Annotated in this window: 26 protein-coding genes; 18 read left to right on the top strand and 8 right to left on the bottom strand. The window is 56.3% G+C overall.

Going from position 1 to position 20,584, the window contains the following annotated elements; translation table 11 throughout:
* The first annotated feature begins 6 nt into the window (after positions 1-6).
* The gene (locus tag ABWV47_RS02515; protein WP_353308266.1) at positions 7-291 is read left to right on the top strand and encodes a hypothetical protein; all 285 of its coding nucleotides are present in this window, start codon (positions 7-9) and stop codon (positions 289-291) included.
* On the top strand, positions 288-701 hold the full coding sequence (locus ABWV47_RS02510) for a DUF1330 domain-containing protein (protein WP_353308265.1): 414 nt from the start codon (positions 288-290) through the stop codon (positions 699-701). Before ABWV47_RS02515 ends, ABWV47_RS02510 begins: the two co-directional genes overlap by 4 nt.
* 35 nt (positions 702-736) lie before the next feature.
* Here the strand turns inward: ABWV47_RS02510 and ABWV47_RS02505 are convergent, their stop codons facing one another.
* From ABWV47_RS02505 to rpsF, 7 genes are all read right to left on the bottom strand, one after another.
* Positions 737-1,675 carry a sulfotransferase family protein gene (locus ABWV47_RS02505; protein ID WP_353308264.1) on the bottom strand — a complete coding sequence of 313 codons (939 nt, stop codon included), beginning with the start codon at positions 1,673-1,675 and terminating at the stop codon, positions 737-739.
* A 155-nt stretch (positions 1,676-1,830) separates the two neighbouring features.
* On the bottom strand, positions 1,831-3,066 hold the full coding sequence (locus tag ABWV47_RS02500; RefSeq protein WP_353308263.1) for an HlyD family secretion protein: 1,236 nt from the start codon (positions 3,064-3,066) through the stop codon (positions 1,831-1,833).
* Between the two features lie 3 nt (positions 3,067-3,069).
* A complete protein-coding gene (locus tag ABWV47_RS02495; protein WP_353308262.1) occupies positions 3,070-3,534 on the bottom strand; it encodes a hypothetical protein in 465 nt (154 codons plus the stop codon).
* Positions 3,535-3,603: 69 nt separating this feature from the next.
* Positions 3,604-4,074 carry a transglycosylase SLT domain-containing protein gene (locus tag ABWV47_RS02490; RefSeq protein ID WP_353308261.1) on the bottom strand — a complete coding sequence of 157 codons (471 nt, stop codon included), beginning with the start codon at positions 4,072-4,074 and terminating at the stop codon, positions 3,604-3,606.
* 178 nt (positions 4,075-4,252) lie between these two features.
* Positions 4,253-4,876 carry a 50S ribosomal protein L9 gene (rplI, locus tag ABWV47_RS02485; protein WP_353308260.1) on the bottom strand — a complete coding sequence of 208 codons (624 nt, stop codon included), beginning with the start codon at positions 4,874-4,876 and terminating at the stop codon, positions 4,253-4,255.
* A 12-nt stretch (positions 4,877-4,888) separates the two neighbouring features.
* Positions 4,889-5,116, bottom strand: coding sequence for a 30S ribosomal protein S18 (gene rpsR / locus ABWV47_RS02480; RefSeq protein WP_009805008.1), 228 nt, complete (start codon positions 5,114-5,116; stop codon positions 4,889-4,891).
* A 25-nt stretch (positions 5,117-5,141) separates the two neighbouring features.
* Positions 5,142-5,498 carry a 30S ribosomal protein S6 gene (gene rpsF / locus ABWV47_RS02475; protein WP_353308259.1) on the bottom strand — a complete coding sequence of 119 codons (357 nt, stop codon included), beginning with the start codon at positions 5,496-5,498 and terminating at the stop codon, positions 5,142-5,144.
* On the opposite strand from rpsF, the gene ABWV47_RS02470 reads away from it, so the two are divergent.
* The 5 genes from ABWV47_RS02470 (at position 5,481) to ABWV47_RS02450 (ending at position 7,903) form a co-directional block, all read left to right on the top strand.
* On the top strand, positions 5,481-5,927 hold the full coding sequence (locus tag ABWV47_RS02470) for a class I SAM-dependent methyltransferase (RefSeq protein ID WP_353308258.1): 447 nt from the start codon (positions 5,481-5,483) through the stop codon (positions 5,925-5,927). The genes rpsF and ABWV47_RS02470 overlap by 18 nt on opposite strands.
* Positions 5,858-6,112, top strand: coding sequence for a hypothetical protein (locus ABWV47_RS02465; RefSeq protein ID WP_353309608.1), 255 nt, complete (start codon positions 5,858-5,860; stop codon positions 6,110-6,112). The genes ABWV47_RS02470 and ABWV47_RS02465 overlap by 70 nt, the downstream gene beginning before the upstream one ends.
* A gap of 122 nt (positions 6,113-6,234) precedes the next feature.
* On the top strand, positions 6,235-6,753 hold the full coding sequence (locus ABWV47_RS02460) for a hypothetical protein (protein WP_353308257.1): 519 nt from the start codon (positions 6,235-6,237) through the stop codon (positions 6,751-6,753).
* A 182-nt stretch (positions 6,754-6,935) separates the two neighbouring features.
* Entirely contained in the window at positions 6,936-7,517 is a 582-nt protein-coding gene (locus ABWV47_RS02455; protein ID WP_353308256.1) for a YceI family protein, read from the top strand.
* A gap of 137 nt (positions 7,518-7,654) precedes the next feature.
* Positions 7,655-7,903 carry a hypothetical protein gene (locus ABWV47_RS02450; RefSeq protein ID WP_353308255.1) on the top strand — a complete coding sequence of 83 codons (249 nt, stop codon included), beginning with the start codon at positions 7,655-7,657 and terminating at the stop codon, positions 7,901-7,903.
* A 63-nt stretch (positions 7,904-7,966) separates the two neighbouring features.
* On the opposite strand, the gene ABWV47_RS02445 is transcribed toward ABWV47_RS02450, so the two are convergent.
* Positions 7,967-9,169 (bottom strand): cytochrome b/b6 domain-containing protein, encoded by a 1,203-nt coding sequence (locus ABWV47_RS02445; protein ID WP_353308254.1) that lies wholly within the window; start codon positions 9,167-9,169, stop codon positions 7,967-7,969.
* 177 nt (positions 9,170-9,346) lie between these two features.
* Here ABWV47_RS02445 and fabD point away from each other — a divergent pair, with 177 nt between their 5' ends.
* The 11 genes from fabD (at position 9,347) to ABWV47_RS02390 (ending at position 20,451) form a co-directional block, all read left to right on the top strand.
* Positions 9,347-10,288, top strand: coding sequence for an ACP S-malonyltransferase (fabD, locus tag ABWV47_RS02440; RefSeq protein WP_353308253.1), 942 nt, complete (start codon positions 9,347-9,349; stop codon positions 10,286-10,288).
* 17 nt (positions 10,289-10,305) lie between these two features.
* Entirely contained in the window at positions 10,306-11,043 is a 738-nt protein-coding gene (gene fabG, locus ABWV47_RS02435) for a 3-oxoacyl-[acyl-carrier-protein] reductase (protein ID WP_353308252.1), read from the top strand.
* Positions 11,044-11,275: 232 nt separating this feature from the next.
* On the top strand, positions 11,276-11,509 hold the full coding sequence (locus tag ABWV47_RS02430) for an acyl carrier protein (RefSeq protein WP_209356079.1): 234 nt from the start codon (positions 11,276-11,278) through the stop codon (positions 11,507-11,509).
* A 168-nt stretch (positions 11,510-11,677) separates the two neighbouring features.
* Positions 11,678-12,421 (top strand): 1-(5-phosphoribosyl)-5-[(5-phosphoribosylamino)methylideneamino]imidazole-4-carboxamide isomerase, encoded by a 744-nt coding sequence (locus ABWV47_RS02425; protein WP_353308251.1) that lies wholly within the window; start codon positions 11,678-11,680, stop codon positions 12,419-12,421.
* A gap of 117 nt (positions 12,422-12,538) precedes the next feature.
* Positions 12,539-13,798, top strand: coding sequence for a beta-ketoacyl-ACP synthase II (gene fabF / locus ABWV47_RS02420; protein WP_353308250.1), 1,260 nt, complete (start codon positions 12,539-12,541; stop codon positions 13,796-13,798).
* Positions 13,798-14,949, top strand: coding sequence for an endolytic transglycosylase MltG (gene mltG / locus ABWV47_RS02415; protein ID WP_353308249.1), 1,152 nt, complete (start codon positions 13,798-13,800; stop codon positions 14,947-14,949). The genes fabF and mltG overlap by 1 nt, the downstream gene beginning before the upstream one ends.
* Positions 14,950-15,725: 776 nt before the next feature.
* Complete coding sequence (locus ABWV47_RS02410; protein ID WP_353308248.1) at positions 15,726-17,126, top strand: DNA-packaging protein; 1,401 nt, start codon at positions 15,726-15,728, stop codon at positions 17,124-17,126.
* 134 nt (positions 17,127-17,260) lie between these two features.
* On the top strand, positions 17,261-18,448 hold the full coding sequence (locus ABWV47_RS02405; protein WP_353308247.1) for a phage portal protein: 1,188 nt from the start codon (positions 17,261-17,263) through the stop codon (positions 18,446-18,448).
* Positions 18,441-18,668, top strand: coding sequence for a GTA head formation protein, RCAP_rcc01685 family (locus ABWV47_RS02400; RefSeq protein WP_353308246.1), 228 nt, complete (start codon positions 18,441-18,443; stop codon positions 18,666-18,668). Before ABWV47_RS02405 ends, ABWV47_RS02400 begins: the two co-directional genes overlap by 8 nt.
* Positions 18,665-19,228, top strand: coding sequence for an HK97 family phage prohead protease (locus tag ABWV47_RS02395; RefSeq protein WP_353308245.1), 564 nt, complete (start codon positions 18,665-18,667; stop codon positions 19,226-19,228). The genes ABWV47_RS02400 and ABWV47_RS02395 overlap by 4 nt, the downstream gene beginning before the upstream one ends.
* Before the next feature lie 29 nt (positions 19,229-19,257).
* Positions 19,258-20,451: a phage major capsid protein gene (locus ABWV47_RS02390; protein WP_353308244.1), complete on the top strand. Its 1,194-nt coding sequence runs from the start codon at positions 19,258-19,260 to the stop codon at positions 20,449-20,451.
* The last annotated feature ends 133 nt before the right edge of the window (positions 20,452-20,584 follow it).

The following is a 20,584-nucleotide window of genomic DNA, read 5'->3' as shown; positions in this document are numbered from 1 at the left end:
GGGACAGTGAAGGGCCGCTCCTATATGGGGCGGCCTTTTTTCGTTGGGTGTGTTTCTGGCTGCCTTAAAGCGCTTGCAGTCCTTTTACTCAAAGAACGTGTTGTAGCCGATAAAGGTGCCTTTGTTGGTGCTGACCAATTTCAGCAGCTTTTCTCTTTGATCCAAATAGAACTTCGTTTCCAAGTCGGTTTTGTCCGCATGTCGGTCGATGCGAACCAATCAATCATTGCTACTGCCAGCTTGATTGAAAATACTGATGTGGAAAATGTGAATTGGGGGGACTTTCGTTGAATTATACCACGTTTGACAAGGCTGGATATGACGCGTTCAAAGCCAACGATCGGGCCGGGCCTGTACATATGTTGAACCTGATAAAGCTGCGTAAGTCGGCGCAATATGCTGATGGGCGTATGGCGACGGGTGCGCAGGCCTATGCGGCGTATGGGCGTGAGAGTGCGGCCACTTTTGCAAAGCTTGGCGGAAAGATTGTTTGGCGCGGACAGATGGAGCAGATGTTGATTGGGCCAGGAAAACAATGGGATTTGTGCTTTATTGCCGCGTACCCCAGCGTTGAAGCCTTTGCATCCATGCATAAGTATCCCGAATATCGCGCCGCCGTAGAGCATCGACAGGCGGCAGTGGAAGACAGCCGATTGATCCGTATGTCTCCGCAAGACTTGGGTGGCAACTTTGGAGCGTGACGACGCGCGCTGTCGTCTGCATCGCGGTGATCAGATCATTTGAGATAGTCTTGGGTGATCACATCCATACGGCGTTGTGCCGGGCGCGCCCACGCCTGTAAACCAAGACGCTCGCACAATCGCACATATATTGGATCCCAGACCCCATAGCGTGCGATGCGGCGGCTCCAGACAGAGCGTAGGTGATCCAGCCTGAGGGCGAGACGCCCAAAGGGGCCCGGGTGTAGGTGGGGGTGGCCGCTGAAGGCGTAGCCGCGTTGGCTGAGCAACTCGCCAAACAGAGGCTCGATCAGTCCTAATTCACGCGGCGTTTGTTTGTGGCGCCATTGCTCTGTTAGAGCCGGGTCCGGGCGCGCGTAGGTGCTGTTTATGGTGTAGTCGAGCATGGCGGGTTCAAAGGTTTCCCCCAGAAAGGCGCACATCTCTTTGAGATTGTGTTCTGGGGCATGGACCAGTTGTTCGTAGCGCAGATCTAGATGCTGATCGCTGTTTAAGCGGTGCACGGTCTGCTCCCATTCCAACTCCGTTTCCAGCCACGTGCGCGCACCGTGGTAGGTGTTGCCAGCCCAGCCCATACCAATGGCTGAGCGGGCCACGTCGCGGGGGTCACGTACCAAATGAATGACAGGGATGTCGGGCACCAAATCCAGGAGGCGATCCAAGCCGCGATGTGCGATGAGCACAAGGGGGCGTGTCTGGCCTCTGCGCAGGCTGACGCACAGTTCGGCGAAGGCGGTGGCGGCATCTGTGCTTTGCGGCACGGGAATGTCCATGGCCTGAAACATGCGATCTGCGGCGAGAGAGGCAAGGTCATACTGCCAGTCTCCGGCACGATTGCGACGAAGATGGTCGGTCAGAAAATCTGTTTCACCGGGCGCAATCAATCGCGGATGGCCGTCTAACATGAGACGCACCATTGTTGTGCCGGAGCGCAATGAGCCAAACATGACGCTGAGATCGGGGCGATGGGACATGAACGGGCTCCGCTAGAAAGCGTTGGGTTTGGCGCAGAGTAGGCGGTTTAAGTCCAAAATCTCAAGACAGACACCATTTTATATGGCTCGGTGATGTGCAGACGGCACGCCTTGGGAGTGTGATGCCCCGGCTGTGGGCCGGGGCAGAGGGGTGGTTAGTGGTGGCCTGAGAACACCAGCACTCTGAACGGCAATAGAATTGCGCGGAACCGCAGGATCAGCGCGTGCGCGTATCCCACCGTATCAATGACGTGCAGCGCGACAAATTCGACGGTGCCGATGTCAGGATCCTGCAGGCGGTCATGGTTGCTTGTGTAGGCGTTGACTTCACACTGGCTGCCCGGAGGCAGGTGGTCTGTTCCCCCTTCGTAAAGCGGCTCCAAAAAGGCGATGATGGTGCCGGGGCGTTTGTTGTCTTGGGGATCGCGCAGACTGTCGGTTGGACGAATTTGGCCAGAAGGGATCACGTCTTGAATATCGACAATCACCATTGGGGTCACCCGCATTGGGCTGGAAATACAAGACATTTCCGCCAGCATGCCGGGCTTCAAGACTTGTGCTGTCAATTGACCAAACCCTGCCTGAAACCGGCCTTTTCCGCTGCCAGCGGGCACGAGAAGACCAGCCGGGCGTAGAATTGGATTGATGTAATCCCCAACCTGAAGCGAAAATTGTTCAATATGACCGTCTTCGCCCGCATAGACGACCATTTTGGACAGAGCCACATCAGCCTGATGTAAGGCCGCCTCTGCGCTATCACGCTGGGCGGGAATTTGCGTGTCTAGACGGTGCTTTGAAGACTCCACCGCAGAATGCGCCGCGTCTACAGCGGCGAGGCGTTCCTGTATCAAGTTTTCAAGGCGCTCAACTTCGCGCACGGTCACAGCGGGTGAGTTTTCCTGAAACAGGGTGTTTTTACGCTCAAACTCATCTTTGGTTTGCTCAAACGCGGCTTCGGCAGCGTCCAGATTGGCCTTTGCCACGCGCAGATCGTCGGTGGCCAAAAGTTCTGCGGCATCCACTTCGTAAATGGCGGCGCGCGCGGTGGCGACGGCGGCGCGCTGGCTGCTGTCATCCAGTTTGAATATCACGTCCCCGGCTTTGACATCTTGATTGTTTTTGACCAGCACTTCGACCACACGGCCGGGCGTTTCTGGCAACAGAGTCACTGTGCGGAAATAGGACGACACGCTGGTTGTCGATGGGTGAAAATAGAAGATCAGCGTAATCAAGCTGACAGTCAGGATAAAACAGGCGCTGAGCCCGTAGCGAAGCTCGTACCACATTGAAAACAAAGTGATGTCTTTTCCGAGATGCTTGCCCTGCCAGTAACGGCGAAACAGATAGTCAGGTAGGATGGTGAGCATCGAGCAGCAGATAAATTCCAGCATAGATCAGGCCTCCGCATCTTTGTTGGGAGTGAGATCATCCTGCGTGTCGACATCCTCAGAGACAGATGTGCCAGCGTCAGCCGAGAGCAAGCCCTCAGGGGAGGCAGGCTGGGCCGGTTTGAACGCTTCCAGTGCAGCGGCAATGCGGCCCAACGGCGTTTCATAGTCGGGGATCTGAACGAGGGCGATCAGCAGCGCAGCCACCCAATAGAGGTTGTTGTGGGTAAACAGAGCGATCAACGCAAGCACCCCCACGATCTGTAGCTGGTTTGCGCCAACTTGATGGGCCAGCTTTTCAGGCAACGAATGCAGATGCAAAAAGAAGGTGACCAAAAGGAAAACCATCACAACGGCAAAAATGCCGACGTTGGTCATCATTGGATCATACCCCGTGGCGTCGGAGATGAAGCTGGGCAAATGGTGCGGCGCTAAGGGGTGAAGGCTGATGGCTTCGGAATCGGTACTCACGGACGGGCCTCAAGAGCTAAAATAATATAAGGCGAGAATAGTCTGGCGATTACCCGGTGCCAAGGCGCGTTAGGGGGCGAGGCCAGTTTCTTTCAACAATCCTGCGCGTTTGGCTTCTGGATAGTATCCCTTGGCGTAAAGAAACACCGAACGGTCATAGTTGCCGTCTGCGACCAGAAAGGCGCCTTTGAGGTATTTCACGGCGTAGGTGAGGTTTGTTTCTGCATCCAGAAGGCCCTGACGGTTGCCGGTGTATCCCATGCCACGTGCCGTGGGCAGCTGGATCTGCATAAGGCCGATGTTCGGACCGTTGGTGGCCCAAGGGCGGTGGGTGCTTTCCCGGATGATCACACGATGGACCAAATCACGCGGGACGTCGTAGAAATCCGCGTATTGGTTGATCAGCGCCCGCAGTGCCGGCGTTTCGTTGGGATAAAGCGGTGGGTCAAATGGCGTGGGTGGCTTTGGGCTTGCACATGCGGCAAGAGGCAGGCTGGCCAACATAAGTAACAGTGTGCGTCGGGGAATTGCGTGAGTCATGTGGCCTCCTGAGGCGTGCAGACTTTCAGTATGGGCGCAAAACGGGTGCAGGAAAGTGATTATTGCTCAATGGCTTGGGATGCGCGAGAGTCCGCGTAGATCGCTGAGGTTTGGACAAAAGAAAAGCCGCGCCCAGGTGCACCCGGACGCGGCTCTGCGAAGATTTCGCTGGTGAAGCTTACTGCTCTTCGGCAGGGGCTTCTTCTGCTTCGGACGCTTCCGGAGCATAATCGTCGTCGTCAGAGGCAGCAGCGCCGATATCGTCGAACAGTTCGGCGATTTCGAATTCTGCTTCTGCTTCTGCTTCAGCGGCCAGTTCCTGAATGGATTTACCGGAAGCTTGCAGCTCCGCTTCTTCCTCAGAACGGGCAACGTTCAGGTTGATTGTGACTTGCACTTCAGGGTGCAGGTTCACGTGTACCGCATGCACGCCCAGATCTTTGATTGGGCTTGCCAGAGCAACCTGTTTCTTATCCAGAGAGAAACCAGCTTCGGTGGCCGCATCAGCAGCGTCACGTGGCGTGACGGAGCCGTACAGAGCACCAGCGTCAGACGCGGAGCGAATCACGATGAACTGTTCGCCATCGAGTTTCTCTGCCAGCGCTTCGGCTTCTTTTTTGGTTTCCAGGTTGCGGGCTTCGAGCTGCGCTTTTTGCGCTTCAAAGCCTGCGATGTTGTGCTTGGAGGCGGTCAATGCCTTGCCTTGGGGCAGCAGGAAGTTACGAGCATAGCCCGGCTTCACGTCTACAACTTCACCCATTTGGCCCAGCTTGGCCACACGTTCCAGAAGGATAACTTGCATATCAGTCTCTCCTTACTTCACGGCGTATGGAAGCAGTGCAAGGAAGCGCGCGCGTTTGATTGCACGGGCCAGCTCACGCTGTTTCTTTGCGGACACGGCTGTGATGCGCGATGGCACGATCTTGCCGCGCTCAGAGATGTAGCGCTGCAGCAGCTTTGTGTCTTTGTAATCGATCTTCGGCGCGTTCTCACCCGAGAAAGGGCAGACTTTGCGACGGCGGAAAAATGGTTTTGCAGCCATAACTTAATGTCCTCTCCTAAAGTGATTAGTTGCGGCGCTCGCGGCGGTCGCCACGCTCGTCACGTTTCTGCATCTGGATCGAAGGACCTTCGGCGTGCTCATCAACCTTGATGGTCAAAACGCGCATCACGTCGTCATGCAGGCGCATCAGGCGTTCCATTTCCTGAACCGCAGGCGCAGGCGCGTCGGTCTTCAGGAAGGCGTAGTGGCCTTTGCGGTTTTTGTTGATTTTGTAGGCCATGGTCTTCACGCCCCAGTACTCAGACTCAACAACGGACCCGCCGTTGTCAGCCACAACAGTGCTGAAGTGTTCCACGAGGCTTTCTGCTTGCGCGTTGGACAGGTCCTGGCGCGAGATGAAAACATGCTCATACAGTGGCATGTGCTCTCCATTCAATTTATGGGCGCATTTCAAAGAGCGGGGCAGTTAGACCTTTTGCACCCCACCCACGAGAGACTGCGCGGTTCAAGCTTTTGCAAAAGGATGGCGCTGTATAGCGGAAATTGCAGAGGGTGCAAGCGCGGAATCGATACGCCACTTTTGGTACATGCGTCCGGATTGGTCCGCCGTCAAAGACGGGTCGCAGACAGTTGTGTGTCTGGCTGGTTTTGGGTTGTTGTGTCGAGTTTCGGCTTGAAGACCTTCAATGAGGCGCAGCATGTGATTTTGGCAGGTCAAATCGCGCGCATATTGAAACGGGGTGGGCAGTTTGCATTGATTGAGGCCTCTGATCCAAAAACATGGGTTTTGCGTCCTGTTTACCGTTTCTATTTGGACCGTGTTTTGCCATTGACCGTGTTTTGCCATTGATAGAGCGGCTCTTTTTACGCGGAGCCGATGATTTCAGTATGATCGGTGCTTACACGCGAAACTTTGGGGATTGTGCGCAGTTTGCAGAAGCATTGAAGGCCGAAGACTTGGATGTTCAGTTGAAACGTCATTTTTTCGGCTGTGCAACCAGTGTGGCTGGGAGCAAACCCAAAGACGAAACGTGATCTCTGCGGGATGTGCCTATTTTCATAGCAACACAGGAGTTTCCACAAAGCGCCGCATTGTCGCCCGATTTCAACCGGAAGGTCATATCAAAGGCGGGAGAACCCGCTGTTTGATTGCTCGAATGAGCCAACGGGAGATCGGGAAAATGGTGGCGCTTGCCAATTTCGCTGAAGACAATCAATCGCGCGTGGCGATGGTGGAGGGCAAAAGGCCTTCTCTTTCTGTTCGCGCGACTGCGATGGTGTTTGGATTTGCCTTTATTTTGGCAGGTGTCGGGCTGTGGTTGGTGCCGGGGCTGGATTTGACTCCTTATATCCTCTTGTCAAAAATGGGTGTGTCTATCCTGTTGGTGACCGCGGGCGTTGGTATGACACAGATCGCTACGGACAAACCGCGCCGGGAGCTTCACTTTGATCAACGCAATCGCCAGCTTCTTGTCTACGAAGGCCTGCCACGCAGCGGCAAACATGTGATCAAGTCCCTGAACTACGAAGATATTATGCGAGTCGACGTGTCGGATCATATGCTGCAGGTTTTCGGCATGGATGGACGTGTGACCGTGGCGTTGCCGATTGACGGCGCGCATGCACGGCTTGACACAATCGCGCAGCTGCGCAGTCAAGCGGTTTTGCCGATTTAATTCACTGCTGCCGACGTTGAAATGAGGTCCAGAGCCGCACTATGTGCGGCTTTGCGCGTTTCAGATCACGGAATTGTTCACATAAGCACATAAGTTGTGGGTTTACGTGGAATTGAGATTGCGCGTCTTGTGGGCACATAATCCGCATGAACATGCAATTACCCAACTTTGGAGAGATCTTGATGAAACATACCCTTTTTGCTGCCGGATTGGCTTTGGCCGCTGTAACTGCGACATCTGCTGTTGCTGCACCTGAGAAATACGTGCTGGACGCATCGCACAGCCAGATTCTGTTTTCTTATAACCACCTTGGCTATTCGACCACTTGGGGCATGTTCTCAGGCTTTGAAGGCGAGATCATGTTTGATCAGGAAGACCCCGCGGCAAGCTCTGTGAACGTGTCGATGCCTGTCAAATCGATGTTCACTGGTTGGGAAGCACGTGACGGCCACATCATGAGCGACGACTTCTTTGGCGCAACAGACGATGAACTGGTGAGCTTCTCGTCCACTGGCATCGAAGTGACGGGCGACAACACGGCGCTGATCACCGGCGATCTGACCCTGAATGGCGTGACCAAATCTGTGGTTCTGGACGCACAGCTGAACGCATCAAGCGAGCACCCAATGGCGAAAAAACCTTGGGCGGGTTTCAACGCAACCACCACATTGAAACGTACCGACTATGACGTCGGCAACTTCGCGCCCTTCGTTGGGGACGAAGTGGCTGTGCAGATTTCTGTAGAAGCTATGAAGGCGGAGTAAGACTTCCACCATCACTCACGGAGAAGGCCGCCCGGTTGGGCGGCCTTTTTTTTTGACGAATTCGGCATTTCAAAACGGGCTGTTCGCTCCGGCTTTTCGATTGATTTAAAAGCACTTAGTTGGTTTAAGGTGACATCATGTTGTCTATGGAATGTCTCGAACAAACAGGGTCTTTGCCTGTCGCCCTTTTTGTGGCGTGCTGCACCCTCAATCTGATTTACACGATTGTGGTGCGAAAGCTGCCTTTTGTCGAAGCCATCCAGGTGCTTTTGGGCACACGGTCTCACGAAAAGAACCTGGTAGACTGGTGTTTGATCGCTGTGACGCTTGCTGGGCCTCTTGTGCTGTGGCTCTACCTACAACAAACCTGCTCTGCAGCTTTGTAAGATAAATCTGCCAGCACCGTCACGTGATCGGGTGCTGGCCTGCAATGCCTTGGGCGTCTGAGGTCACTCCGTTCGAGTCGCCGTCAGCGCGATATTTACCGCGACACCAAAGCCCAGAGAGCTTTCATCGGTCATGTCGTCGCCCACATGGAAGGCGCGGCGATCAAGCTCCAGAGAGCCCGTCATGTTGGCGGTGTCTCCGTCCATGACCAGAGCAAAAGGCAGGGTGGTGGGCACGTCATGGCCGCTCAGGTTCAAGATGCCTTCAGCGATGTAGCCTGTTTCTGCGGGTAGGATGTCCGCGGTGAAGGTCGCTGTCGGGAAGCCTTCTGCGTTGAGGTAGTCCGCGCCAAGGGCTTGGTTGGTCACAGAACCAAGTGTCAGAGACCCAATGGAAATGGTCACCGTGACGTCGCCGTATTTGCCGTCAGTCGCCGCTTCATCGAAGGCGATTTGGGCGGTCCAGTCGGCAAATTCACCGCTGACTTCGGCGCCAAATTGTTGAACGGCGATTTCCAAGGAGCCGGATTGGACCTGCCAATCGGATGAGACTTCGGCGAGTTGCGCAGCAGATCCGGTGTTTTGGTCGTGGGCAAAAAGGCCGGAAAACGCACCGATATAGAGAACAACCGCCCAGACGCTCGCAGCACCAGCAATGGGCAGGAAATGGCCAGGTTGTTGAGCGGGCACATCAGGCAGCACTGGAGTGCCAGGCAGCATGCGTTGCAGAGTTTTGTCGCGGTCAATGATGGCGTGTTTGATAGCACCACCCACATGCGCGAGCAGCGTGAGCACCAACAGGATCATAAAGACATAGTGCAGCGCGCCAAGTGTGGCGGCCAAGTCGGGATCTTTTGAAATAAAGAACAGGGATTGCCCAAATGGCCACCAGATGGGCGCAAAGCCGGTTGTGGCCGCATGGTGTGTCCAGCCGGTGAGCGGCACCAGAACCATCGCACCATAGAGCACCCAATGGGCGGTTTCCGCCGCCAGGGCTTCGAGTTTGTGATCGCCATTGAGGAGTTTGGGACGCGGTTGGGTGAAGGCCCAGAGAATGCGGAGCAGCGCCGTGAAGAAAGCAGCCAGTCCTACAGTTTTGTGCAACGAGAACAGGTTGGCTTTGATCGCGAGTTGCGCGCTGTCTTCATAAGGCGCGTTGTGCGCAATAAATCCAATCGCGAGCGCGGTCAGGATGAAAAGAGCTGTGAGCCAATGAAATGTCTTGGCGACACTGCCATAGCGGGCGGTTGTGTTGGTGCGCGACATTGGAATCCTCGTATTTGCTTTCTGTGACAGTGGCAATTGTCTGCGCTGTGCGCAACTTGCATTGGTGCACATGGCGGGTGCGCGGCTGCGCATAGCACTGGATTAACAGTCTATTGACGTTGCGTGCACGTGGCTTGCGCGCTATGCCCAACCAAAGATTTGCGAGGAGAGCCAAGAATGAGCCGTGCATTTGTATTCCCTGGACAAGGGGCGCAGACCATTGGAATGGGGCAGGCCTTGGCCCAAACCTATCCCGCCGCCAAAGCGGTGTTTGATGAAGTCGATGCTGCCTTAGGTGAGAACCTGAGCGGGCTGATCTGGGATGGTGATCAAGACACGCTGACACTGACGCAGAACGCACAACCGGCGCTGATGGCAACGTCATTGGCAGCGATGAAGGCGCTGGAAGCTGAAGGTGTGAACATTGACGCCGCAGCTTGTGTGGCCGGGCATTCATTGGGTGAATATTCGGCACTGGCGGCAGCGGGTGCTTTGTCGATCGGCGATACCGCCCGTTTGTTGCGCATCCGTGGCGAGGCCATGCAGGCAGCTGTGCCTGTTGGCGTTGGCGCGATGGCCGCCATTTTGGGGTTGGATTTTGCAGCGGTTCAAGAGGTTGCTGATGCGGCAGCGCAGGGCGACGTTTGCCAGGCTGCCAATGACAACGATCCGACGCAGGTTGTGGTGTCCGGGGCCAAAGCAGCTGTCGAACGGGCGGCAGAAATTGCCAAGGAAAAAGGCGCTCGCCGTGCGGTGATGTTGCCGGTGAGTGCCCCGTTCCACTGTGCGTTGATGCAGCCAGCAGCGGATGTCATGGCGGAGGCTCTGGCAGGTGTTGAGATCAAAGCGCCGGCGGTGCCGGTGATTGCCAATGTGCGCGCCGCCGCTGTAAGTGATCCGGCTGAGATCCAGAAGCTGCTGGTGGAGCAGGTGACAGGGTCGGTGCGCTGGCGCGAATCGGTGATGCAGATGAGCGCTGACGGCGTGACGGAATTCTGGGAAATCGGGGCTGGCAAAGCACTGTCTGGAATGATCCGCAAAATAGATCGTGGCAATGCTGTGCGTGCCGTTGGCACGCCGGATGATGTGAAAGCCGCTGTTGAAGCGCTTCAGGGTTAAAGGACAAGGACAAAGATATGTTTGATCTGACTGGAAAAACCGCACTCGTGACTGGCGCGTCTGGTGGTATTGGCGGCGCAATTGCGAAAGCCCTGCATGAGGCAGGCGCAACCGTAGGCTTGTCTGGTACCCGTGTGGAGCCGCTTGAGGCGTTGGCGTCCGAACTTGGAGAGCGGGCACATGTGTTGCCGTGTAATCTGAGTGACTCCGAAGCTGTGAATGCGCTTCCGAAACAGGCGATTGAGGCGATGGGCAGCGTCGATATTTTGGTGAACAACGCGGGCATCACGCGGGACCAGATTTTCATGCGCATGAGCGATGATGAATGGCAGAGCGTGATCGACGTGAACTTGACCAGCGCAATGCGGTTGTGCCGGGGTGTGATGCGCCCAATGATGAAAGCCCGTTGGGGCCGGATCATCAACATCAGCTCGATTGTGGGCGCCACCGGAAACCCCGGCCAAGTGAACTATGCAGCGTCGAAGGCCGGTATGGTCGGCATGACCAAATCCATCGCTTATGAGGTGGCAAGCCGTGGTATCACAGCCAACGCAATTGCTCCGGGCTTTATTGCGACCGCGATGACCGACAAGCTGACCGATGATCAGAAAGACACGATCAACAAACAGATTCCTGCCTCCCGCATGGGGGCCGCAGAAGAAATTGCGGCGGCTGTGCTGTACCTTGCAAGCCCTGAAGCTGGTTATGTGACCGGTTCGACCTTGCATGTGAACGGTGGCATGGCCATGTTGTGAACCTTGAAGGCTCCCTTTGGGGGGCCTTCCTTGTCGCTGGGGAAAGCGTTTGCGTTGTGAAGCGGATGTGCTATAGGCGGCGAGTATTTTCCGGGTGCCTTAGTTTTAGGGCATATGGAGACCTTCCGGGACCACCGGATTAAAGCCGTCCCGGATGGGGCACAAATCAGCCCCGCCCGGGTGGGTGGGAGATCAAACGGGCCAAATTGCCCAATACGAATGAGGAATTGACATGAGCGACGTCGCAGACCGCGTAAAAAAGATCGTTGTAGAGCACTTGGGTGTAGAAGAAGGCAAAGTTGTCGAAGCTGCATCTTTCATCGATGATCTGGGCGCAGACAGCCTCGACACTGTGGAACTGGTAATGGCTTTTGAAGAAGAGTTCGGCATCGAGATCCCAGACGACGCTGCTGAGACCATTCAGACCTTCGGCGACGCCGTGAAGTTCATCACCGAAGCTTCCTAAGCTTATCGGCGATATTAGTTTTGAGGCGGCGCTTCCCTTCGGGAGGCGCCGTTTTGCTTTGGAAGGTCCGAAGTCGCGGATATCGGTGGGCGCGCCGTTTTTAGTGCGTGATCCCTGCAATCGGGTGTTACCCTGACCTCAGCAAGCGTTGTTGAGGAGGACCCCATCATGATGATTTACCCGACAATAGAGCTTTTGGACGGTCGGTGCGTGACCTTGGACAAGGGCAACTTAGACAGCCCGCAGGTTTGGCACGTGGACCCGATTGAGACGGCAAAGGGTTTTGCCACCTCGGGTGCCGAGTGGATGCATTTGACGGATTTCAATGCTGTGCAGGGCGAAGATACCAACACCGAATTGGTCGAAGAGATCATTCGAACGGCGGGCACACCCGTGCAGTTGGGGGGCGGCCTGCGTTCACGCGAACAAGTGGAGCATTGGATAGACAAAGGCGCTGGCCGCATCGTTCTGGGGACGTTGGCGGCTTATGATCCGGCAACCACCACGCAATTGGCCCATGCGCATCCTGACCAGATTGTTTTGGCCGTGGACATCTGGCAGGGGCAAGTGATGACGGAGGGATGGCGCAAGGCGGGCGCGTTTGATCCTGCGGCGTATATCGCGGCATTTGGCGATGCGCCATTTGCTGGCATTGTGGTCACTGATATCGACAGTGACATGAGCGATGTTGAGGCTCAGCTTGGATTGATTTCGGGACTTGCCGAACAGAGTAAGTGGCCGGTGACGGCCAGCGGTGTTGTGCGCAGCGCAGATGACATTGCACGTTTGAAGTATATTCCCAACATTGAAGGCGCATTGGTTGGTCGCGCATTGTTTCGCAAGACGATGACAGTTGAGGAGGCTTTGGCGGTTGCCAAGCCAGAACCAGAGGCTGTGGCTGACTTTTTATGACAATCTCCTTTGCTTGGGCGGGCATATCGGTGAATCCCTGCTCAGCCGCCCTTGCGCGCCATAGTCATTCCAAGCTATTTGGATGGGCAAATTGCCAAAGGCTAGGAGAGCAATGAAATGCGTCGAGTAGTAGTCACCGGTCTCGGTCTGGTCACCCCACTTGCCTCTGGAGTGGAAGAAAGCTGGTCTCGTATTCTGGACGGTCAGTCCGGCGCGGGCACGATCACTCGGTTTGATCCAGAACGGGTCACCACAAAGTATGCCTGCGAAGTTCCTTATGGCGATGGCAGCGATGGCACGTTTAATCCAGACGACTGGATGCTGCCCAAAGAGCGTCGCAAGGTCGATGATTTTATTCTCTATGGTCTCGCGGCCTCGCAGATGGCGGTGCAAGACAGCGGCTGGATGCCAGAAGACACCGAGTCTCTGGAACGCACTGGTGTGATGATCGGCTCCGGCATTGGCGGGTTGCAGTCCATTGAGCAGACCACGCTGTTGATGGCGGAAAAAGGCCCACGTCGTGTGTCGCCGTTCTTTATTCCCGGCGCGTTGATCAATCTGATCTCTGGTCAGGTGAGCATCAAGTACGGCTTCAAAGGTCCAAACCATTCCGTGGTGACCGCCTGTTCGACGGGCGCGCATGCGATTGGTGATGCCGCACGTTTGATTGCCTCTGATGATGCTGACGTGATGGTTGCAGGCGGCGCAGAAGCCGCGATCTGTGAAATTGGCATTGCCGGCTTTAACGCCTGCAAGGCCCTGTCTACAGGCTGTGCGGATGACCCGACCAAGGCGTCACGCCCTTACGATGCGGATCGTGACGGGTTTGTCATGGGCGAAGGCGGCGGCATTGTTGTGCTGGAAGAATATGAGCACGCCAAGGCGCGCGGTGCAAAAATCTACGCCGAAGTTCTGGGTTATGGCTTGTCGGGCGACGCTTATCACATCACGGCTCCTTCGGAGACCGGTGAGGGTGGTGAACGTTCCATGCGGGCGGCGCTTAAGAAAGCCGGGCTAGAGCCAAAAGATTTGGATTATATCAACGCGCACGGCACATCGACCATGGCGGATACAATTGAGCTGGGCGCGGTAGAGCGTATGATGGGCGAGCACGCCAGCAAGGTGACCATGTCTTCGACCAAATCGATGACCGGACACCTGTTGGGGGCTGCTGGCGCGATTGAGGCGATTTTCTCGATCCTAGCGATCCGGGATCAGGTTGCACCGCCGACCATCAACCTCGACAACCAAGCGGTGGAAACAGCGATTGATCTGGCGCCAAACAAGAAAGTTGAACGCGAAATCAATGTGGCGCTGTCCAACAGCTTTGGATTTGGTGGCACCAACGCATCGGTGATCTTTGGAAAGGTTGACTGATGTGGCGCGCTGTTGCGTCTAACGCACTAACCTTGCTTATTGTGGCGCTCTTCCTTTTGGGGGGCGTCATCCTTTTTGGCCAATCGACTTATCGTGCCGAAGGGCCGCTGACGGCGCCGGTGTGTCTGCGTGTTGAACCCGGATCCAACATGAGCCGCGTGTCTCAAGATCTTGAAAACAAAGATGCTATTGCCAGCGGAACCTTGTTTCGTTTGGGGGCGGACTATTCAGACAAAGCAGACAAATTGAAAGCGGGCGCATTTCTGGTGCCGGTGGGCGCGTCGATGGAAGAGATTGTCGATATTGTGACCCGCGGTGGCGCAAGCACCTGTGGCACCGAGGTGGTGTATCGCGTTGGCGTGACCCGCAAAACGGTGCAAGTGCGAGAGCTTGATCCCGCGACCGGCAGCTTTGTTGAGGTGGCGTCTTTTAATCCAGCGGAAAGTGATGCACCCGCCGAATATACACGTGTGCGCGCCGAAGCTGACACACGGTATCGCATTGCGGTGGCGGAAGGTGTGACCAGCTGGCAGGTTATGGACTCTCTGAACAACATTGATTTGCTCAGTGGGGATATTGAGCGGCCTGATGAAGGGGCTTTGGCGCCGGACAGCTATGAAGTGCGTGTGGGAGACAGCCGCCAGAGTGTGATTGACCGGATGCAGGATGCACAAGTGATTTTACTTGATGCAGCGTGGGAAAGCCGGTCCGCAGATGTGCCGCTCAATTCGCCTGAGGAGCTGCTTGTTCTGGCGTCGATCATTGAGAAAGAGACTGGTGTTGCGGAAGAGCGGCGTCAGGTCGCAAGTGTGTTTGCCAATCGCTTGGACCGTGGCATGCGCCTTCAAACTGACCCTACAGTGATCTACGGCGTGACAGAAGGCGTTGGCGTTTTAGGGCGCGGATTGCGCCAAAGTGAGCTGCGTCGGGAAACGCCGTGGAACACCTACGTGATCGAAGGGCTTCCTCCGACACCGATTGCCAATCCGGGGCGGGCCAGCCTTGAAGCTGCGGCCAATCCAGATCAGACGCCTTATATCTTCTTTGTGGCAGATGGCACCGGCGGTCATGCGTTTGCAACGACTTTGGCGGAGCATAACCAGAACGTTGCGCGGTGGCGTCAGATCGAGGCAGAGCGGGCCAATCAGTAAAGTTTCAACGGTCAGAAACAACAAAACGCGGTGCCTATGAGCGCCGCGTTTTTGTTTTTAGGATCGTTGATTTTTATCAATCGAGCAGCGGTTCCGACGTAATTGGTGTCGCGGGTTGAAATGTTGTGGTGGCGGAGTCCGTTGCTGGACCGGCTTGCACCGTGCCAAAGAAACACGCGACAGCGAGCCCACACTTAAGGTGCCACTTACGTTTTCGCCAAGTGGCAGGCGAAATGGTGGATGCGGCAGCATTGTCCATTTGAGTCACCCCTATTTGACCGTTTTAGTCTATCTGACCGAAGTAAATATTAGGTTGGGATCAAGGCACAAATACGGCCACAAGGACCAGCTTTGGAAACAATTTGTTTAGATGGGCAACGGCCTGCGATCTTTGGTTTAACGTATTGATAATATTAAAAAACTTTACTTTCGTGTCTGGTTGAACCATGTTTCACCCATGCTGGATCACGCATAATATTGGCAGGTTCGCCTGCAAATTAGGCACGTAAATGACTTATGCGGAGGGGAAACTGCGCATGAGAGGCAAAGAGCACCAATGACACACCATTTTTCGCCCAACGGTGGGCGCGCGCTGGATCCCGAACTCAGCGTGCTTCGCGCGACGTTGCGCGATCTTTCGGACGAATTGCTGCGGGTTTACAGCGCGTTGCGGTTGGAAAGGTCTGCTGCGATCGCCGATGTATTGAACGTTTTGGGAGACACGCGCCAATGCCTTCGGTTGGCCCTTTTGATGGAGACAGACTTTGAAGAACGCGATGCAAGAACCCGTAGCACAGCTGGTTGTGCCCCCCTCGATCTCAACGCGGCCCGATCTTCGATTGGGTGCCGCTTGGATCGCCTCCGAACCTGTCGAGGTGCAGCAGGGATTTCTGGACAGTCTGAGCGAGACTGAACTTTTGGCGCTGCCGTATTTGTTTGAGTTTTGGGCGATGGAACATCAACTGCCGCCTGAGGAGGATTGGAAGACTTGGGTAATCCTTGGCGGTCGAGGGGCAGGAAAGACCCGCGCAGGGGCAGAGTGGGTGCGCGCCATGGTCGAGGGCGCCGGACCGCTGGATACGGGTGCGGCGCGGCGTGTGGCCTTGGTCGGGGAAACCATTGATCAGGTGCGGGAGGTGATGGTGTTTGGGGAAAGCGGGTTGATCGCCTGTGCGCCCCCCGATCGCCGCCCGGTGTGGGAGGCGGGACGGCGGCGTTTGGTTTGGCCAAATGGGGCGGTTGCACAGGCGTTTTCTGCTCATGACCCAGAAAGTCTGCGAGGGCCCCAGTTTGACGCAGCTTGGGTGGATGAGTTGGCAAAATGGCGCAACGCGCAAGAGACGTGGGACATGCTACAATTTGCGCTGCGCCTTGGGGACAATCCGCGTCAGGTGGTGACAACAACACCGCGCAATGTGGGTGTTTTAAAGCAGTTGTTGAAAGTCTCAAGCACGGTGCAGACCAGCGCTCCGACGGAGGCGAACCGTGCCAATCTGGCGGATAGCTTTTTGCAGGAAGTTGAGGCGCGTTATGCGGGTACCCGTTTGGGCCGCCAAGAGTTGGACGGCACGTTGTTGGAAGACGCGGAGGGCGCACTTTGGACCCGTGCGCAGCTTGACGCGATCCGAGTAGATAAGTTGCCGGAGCTGGACCGGATCGTGGTGGCAGTGGATCCGCCGGTGAGTGGTCATGCGGGGTCAGATGAATGCGGGATTGTTGTGGTTGGAGCGTGTACCAGTGGTCCGGTTCAGGATTGGCGGGCCTGGGTGCTTGATGATGTGAGTGTGCGCGCTGCCAGTCCGGACGGCTGGGCGCGCGTGGCTTTGACCGCAATGGAGACTTGGGGCGCAGACCGGTTGGTGGCGGAGGTCAATCAGGGCGGAGATTTGGTGCAATCGGTGATCAATCAGATTGATCCCATGGTGCCTTATAAAGCCGTCCGCGCCAGCCGGGGAAAAGCCGCCCGCGCGGAGCCTGTTGCGGCGCTTTATGAACAGGGACGGATCAGCCACATGCGCGATCTTGGCCCGCTTGAAGATCAGATGTGTGAAATGACGCAAAAGGGCTTTGTGGGCAAAGGCAGCCCGGATCGCGTGGATGCACTTGTGTGGGCTTTGCATGAGTTGATTGTGGCGCCGGCTGCGCATTGGCGGAGACCTCGATTGCGCAATCTGTAAGGCAACGGGCTGCGGGCGCAGGGGAAGGATCAATTTAAAGAAAATGCGGGAGAACTGTTCTTGTCCAAAGCGGACATAGCGAGGCGATCGGGATTGCCCAAAGGGTGATCACCCAAAAGCGGGAGCGGCAAAGAATGCTAGGGAAGATGTTTCAGCGCAGGTCACAAGCGCAAGCACCACAGCAAAAAGCAAGCGCGGCGGGGCCGGTGTTTGCCTGGCATGGGGCAGGCCGGGTGGCGTGGAGCCCGAGGGACACTGTGTCGCTGACACGGACGGGCTTTGCTGCCAACCCGGTTGGCTTTCGCGCGGTGCGGATGATTGCCGAAGCAGCGGCCGCGTTGCCGTTGGTTTTGCAGGATGGCACCCAAAGATTTGAGCAGCACCCCGTGCTAGCACTCTTGGCGCGCCCCAATGGCGGACAGGGCTATGCGGAGCTGTTTGAGATGCTCTACGGGCAGCTTTTGTTGTCCGGCAATGGCTATGTAGAGGCCGTGGGTGGTCACGACGACGGGATACCAGCGGAACTGCATGTGCTGCGCTCTGATCGGATGAGCGTGATCCCAGGCGCCGATGGCTGGCCGGTTGGCTATGAATATGCAGTGGGTGGGCGCAAACATCGGTTTGCGGTCGGGGATGTATCGCCCGTCTGCCATGTCAAAACATTTCACCCGCAGGACGACCACTATGGGTTGTCTCCTTTACAGGCGGCAGCGATGGCGTTGGATGTGCACAACAGTGCGTCACGCTGGTCCAAAGCGCTTTTGGACAATGCCGCGCGCCCGTCGGGTGCAATTGTTTACAAAGGCCAAGAGGGGCAGGGCAGCTTGTCCTCTGATCAATATGATCGCTTGGTTGGAGAAATGGAAAGCCACCATCAAGGCGCGCGCAATGCGGGCCGACCGATGTTGTTAGAAGGCGGTTTAGACTGGAAGCCCATGGGGTTTTCGCCCAGCGATATGGAATTCCAAAAAACCAAGGAAGCCGCTGCGCGTGAAGTTGCTCTGGCTTTTGGCGTGCCCCCGATGTTGTTGGGAATCCCCGGCGATGCGACTTATGCCAATTATCAGGAGGCCAACCGCGCTTTTTACCGTCTAACGGTGTTGCCTCTGGCGCAGAGGGTTGTGGCGACGGTGGGGCACTGGCTGTCGGACCACATCGGTGAGGCGTTGCAGCTGAAACCCGATCTGGATCAGGTGCCTGCTTTGGCACCGGAGCGAGACGCGCAATGGGCCCGTGTGGCGAAGGCAGATTTCCTTTCAGAGACGGAGAAACGCGCCTTGTTGGGATTGCCTGCGTTGGCAGATGAGGGCGCGGATGGGTGATCCGCGGTTTGGGTTTGAACGATTTGATTGCGCGCCGGGACTGCGGTTGGAAGCGCATGAAAGAGTGGCCAAGTTGCAATTTGATAGTTTGAACAGGCGGTTGGACAAGATTGAATTGCTCATCGAACGGCTCGAAAAACGGCTTTGGTTGGCGGTCTACGGTGTGGTCGCAGTGGTCGTGGCACAGGCGTTGCAATCGCTTTTGACGGTGACGCCATGAGTGGGAGAGAGAACGAGATGACGGAGTTGGAGACAAAATTTGCCCGCTTTGGGGACAGCGTTGCGGTGAAGGATGGCCATGTGATCGCTGGATATGCCAGCTTGTTTGGCGCCGCTGACCAGAGTGGAGACACGGTGCTGGCCGGGGCTTACAGCGCATCGCTTAAGGCGCTGAAAGACAGTGGACGTCAGGTGAAAATGTTGTGGCAGCACGATCCAAGCCAACCGATTGGCATCTGGGATGAGGTACGTGAGGACAACAAAGGGCTTTGGGTCAAAGGGCGTCTTTTAGACAGCGTCGCCAAGGGGCGTGAGGCAGCGGCGTTGATCGCGGCTGGAGCGCTTGATGGGCTCTCAATTGGGTATCGGACCAAACGGGCCTCAAAAACCACCAAGGGCCAGCGGCTCTTACAGGAACTGGAGCTCTGGGAGGTGTCGCTGGTGACCTTTCCGATGCTGCCCAGTGCGCGGCTGACCGCCAAGGAAGACACCTCCTTGGAGATATTGCGCGAAATGGCAACCCTCCTTTCGGATGCGAGCCGACAGATGGTGCAGACTTAAGCGCCGCAGACAAGAACGGGAACAGATCAATGAGTAAGACCGAGACCGAGTCTCGGATTGGGGAAGGCGTGTCTCCGATCCATGAAATGAAGTCTGCCGTGGCGGAGTTCATCTCTAATTTCAATGCCCTAAAGGGAAATATTCACGCGGAAATGCAGCAACAGAAAGAGCGATTGACCATGTTAGAGCGCAAGAGCACAAAATTGGATACACGCGCAGCGCGCCCTTTGCTGGCGACCTCAGCAGATTTTGATGCACCACATCAGAAGGCATTTGATGCCTATCTGCGTACCGGTGAAGACGATGGCCTGCGTGGGCTGGACCTAGAGGGCAAAGCGATGTCTTCGACCGTGAACAGCGATGGCGGTTTCTTGGTAGATCCTCAAACCGCCGACACTATCAAGTCGGTGCTCAACGCCACGGCCAGCATCCGTGCCATTGCCAATGTCGTGACCGTAGAAGCGGGTTCGTTTGACGTCCTGATCGACAGTACGGATGTCGAAGCAGGCTGGGCAGACGAAACGTCCGCCACTGCGGAAACAGGCACCTCCGCAATTGAGCGGATTTCGATTCCTCTGCATGAATTGTCTGCCCTGCCCAAAGCGTCGCAACGTTTGCTGGATGACAGCGCGTTTGACATCGAAGGATGGCTTGCTGGCCGTATCGCGGACAAATTTGCCCGCGCAGAAGCCGCTGCATTTATCGGCGGTGATGGTGTCGACAAGCCGACCGGCATTTTGACCCACCCAACCACGGCCAATGCCAGTTGGAGCTGGGGCAACCTTGGCTATGTGGCCACGGGTGTGGACGGCGATTTCAATGGCGGCGATGCGTTGGTGGATTTGGTTTATGCGCTGGGAGCGCAGTACCGGGCGAACGGCAGCTTTGTGATGAACTCAAAAACGGCGGGAGCGGTACGCAAGCTTAAAGACGCGGACGGGCGGTTCCTTTGGTCTGACGGACTGGCGGCAGGAGAGCCTGCGCGATTGCTCGGCTATCCGGTGTTGATCGCTGAGGATATGCCTGATGTGGCCAGTGGCGCGGACGCAATTGCATTTGGTGATTTTGCGGCCGGGTATACGGTGGCGGAACGCCCTGATTTGCGGGTGCTGCGCGATCCGTTCAGCGCCAAACCACATGTATTGTTCTATGCAACCAAGCGCATTGGCGGCGACGTCAGCGACTTTGCGGCAATCAAGCTTCTGCGCTTTGCGGTGAGCTGATCCTTGAGCTGGGTGCGGGGCATGTCTTCGCACCTGGGCGCGCGTCGGACTGCGTCACGTTGTCTGGCTGACCCCCTCCGTTAAAGCGACGTGAGGACGCGCGCCCTCCATGTTGGCGAGCAAAACTTTGGAG

This window comes from Shimia sp. NS0008-38b (assembly GCF_040370365.1).
Classification (GTDB): domain Bacteria; phylum Pseudomonadota; class Alphaproteobacteria; order Rhodobacterales; family Rhodobacteraceae; genus Shimia.
This window is presented reverse-complemented; position numbering and strand designations above follow the sequence as displayed.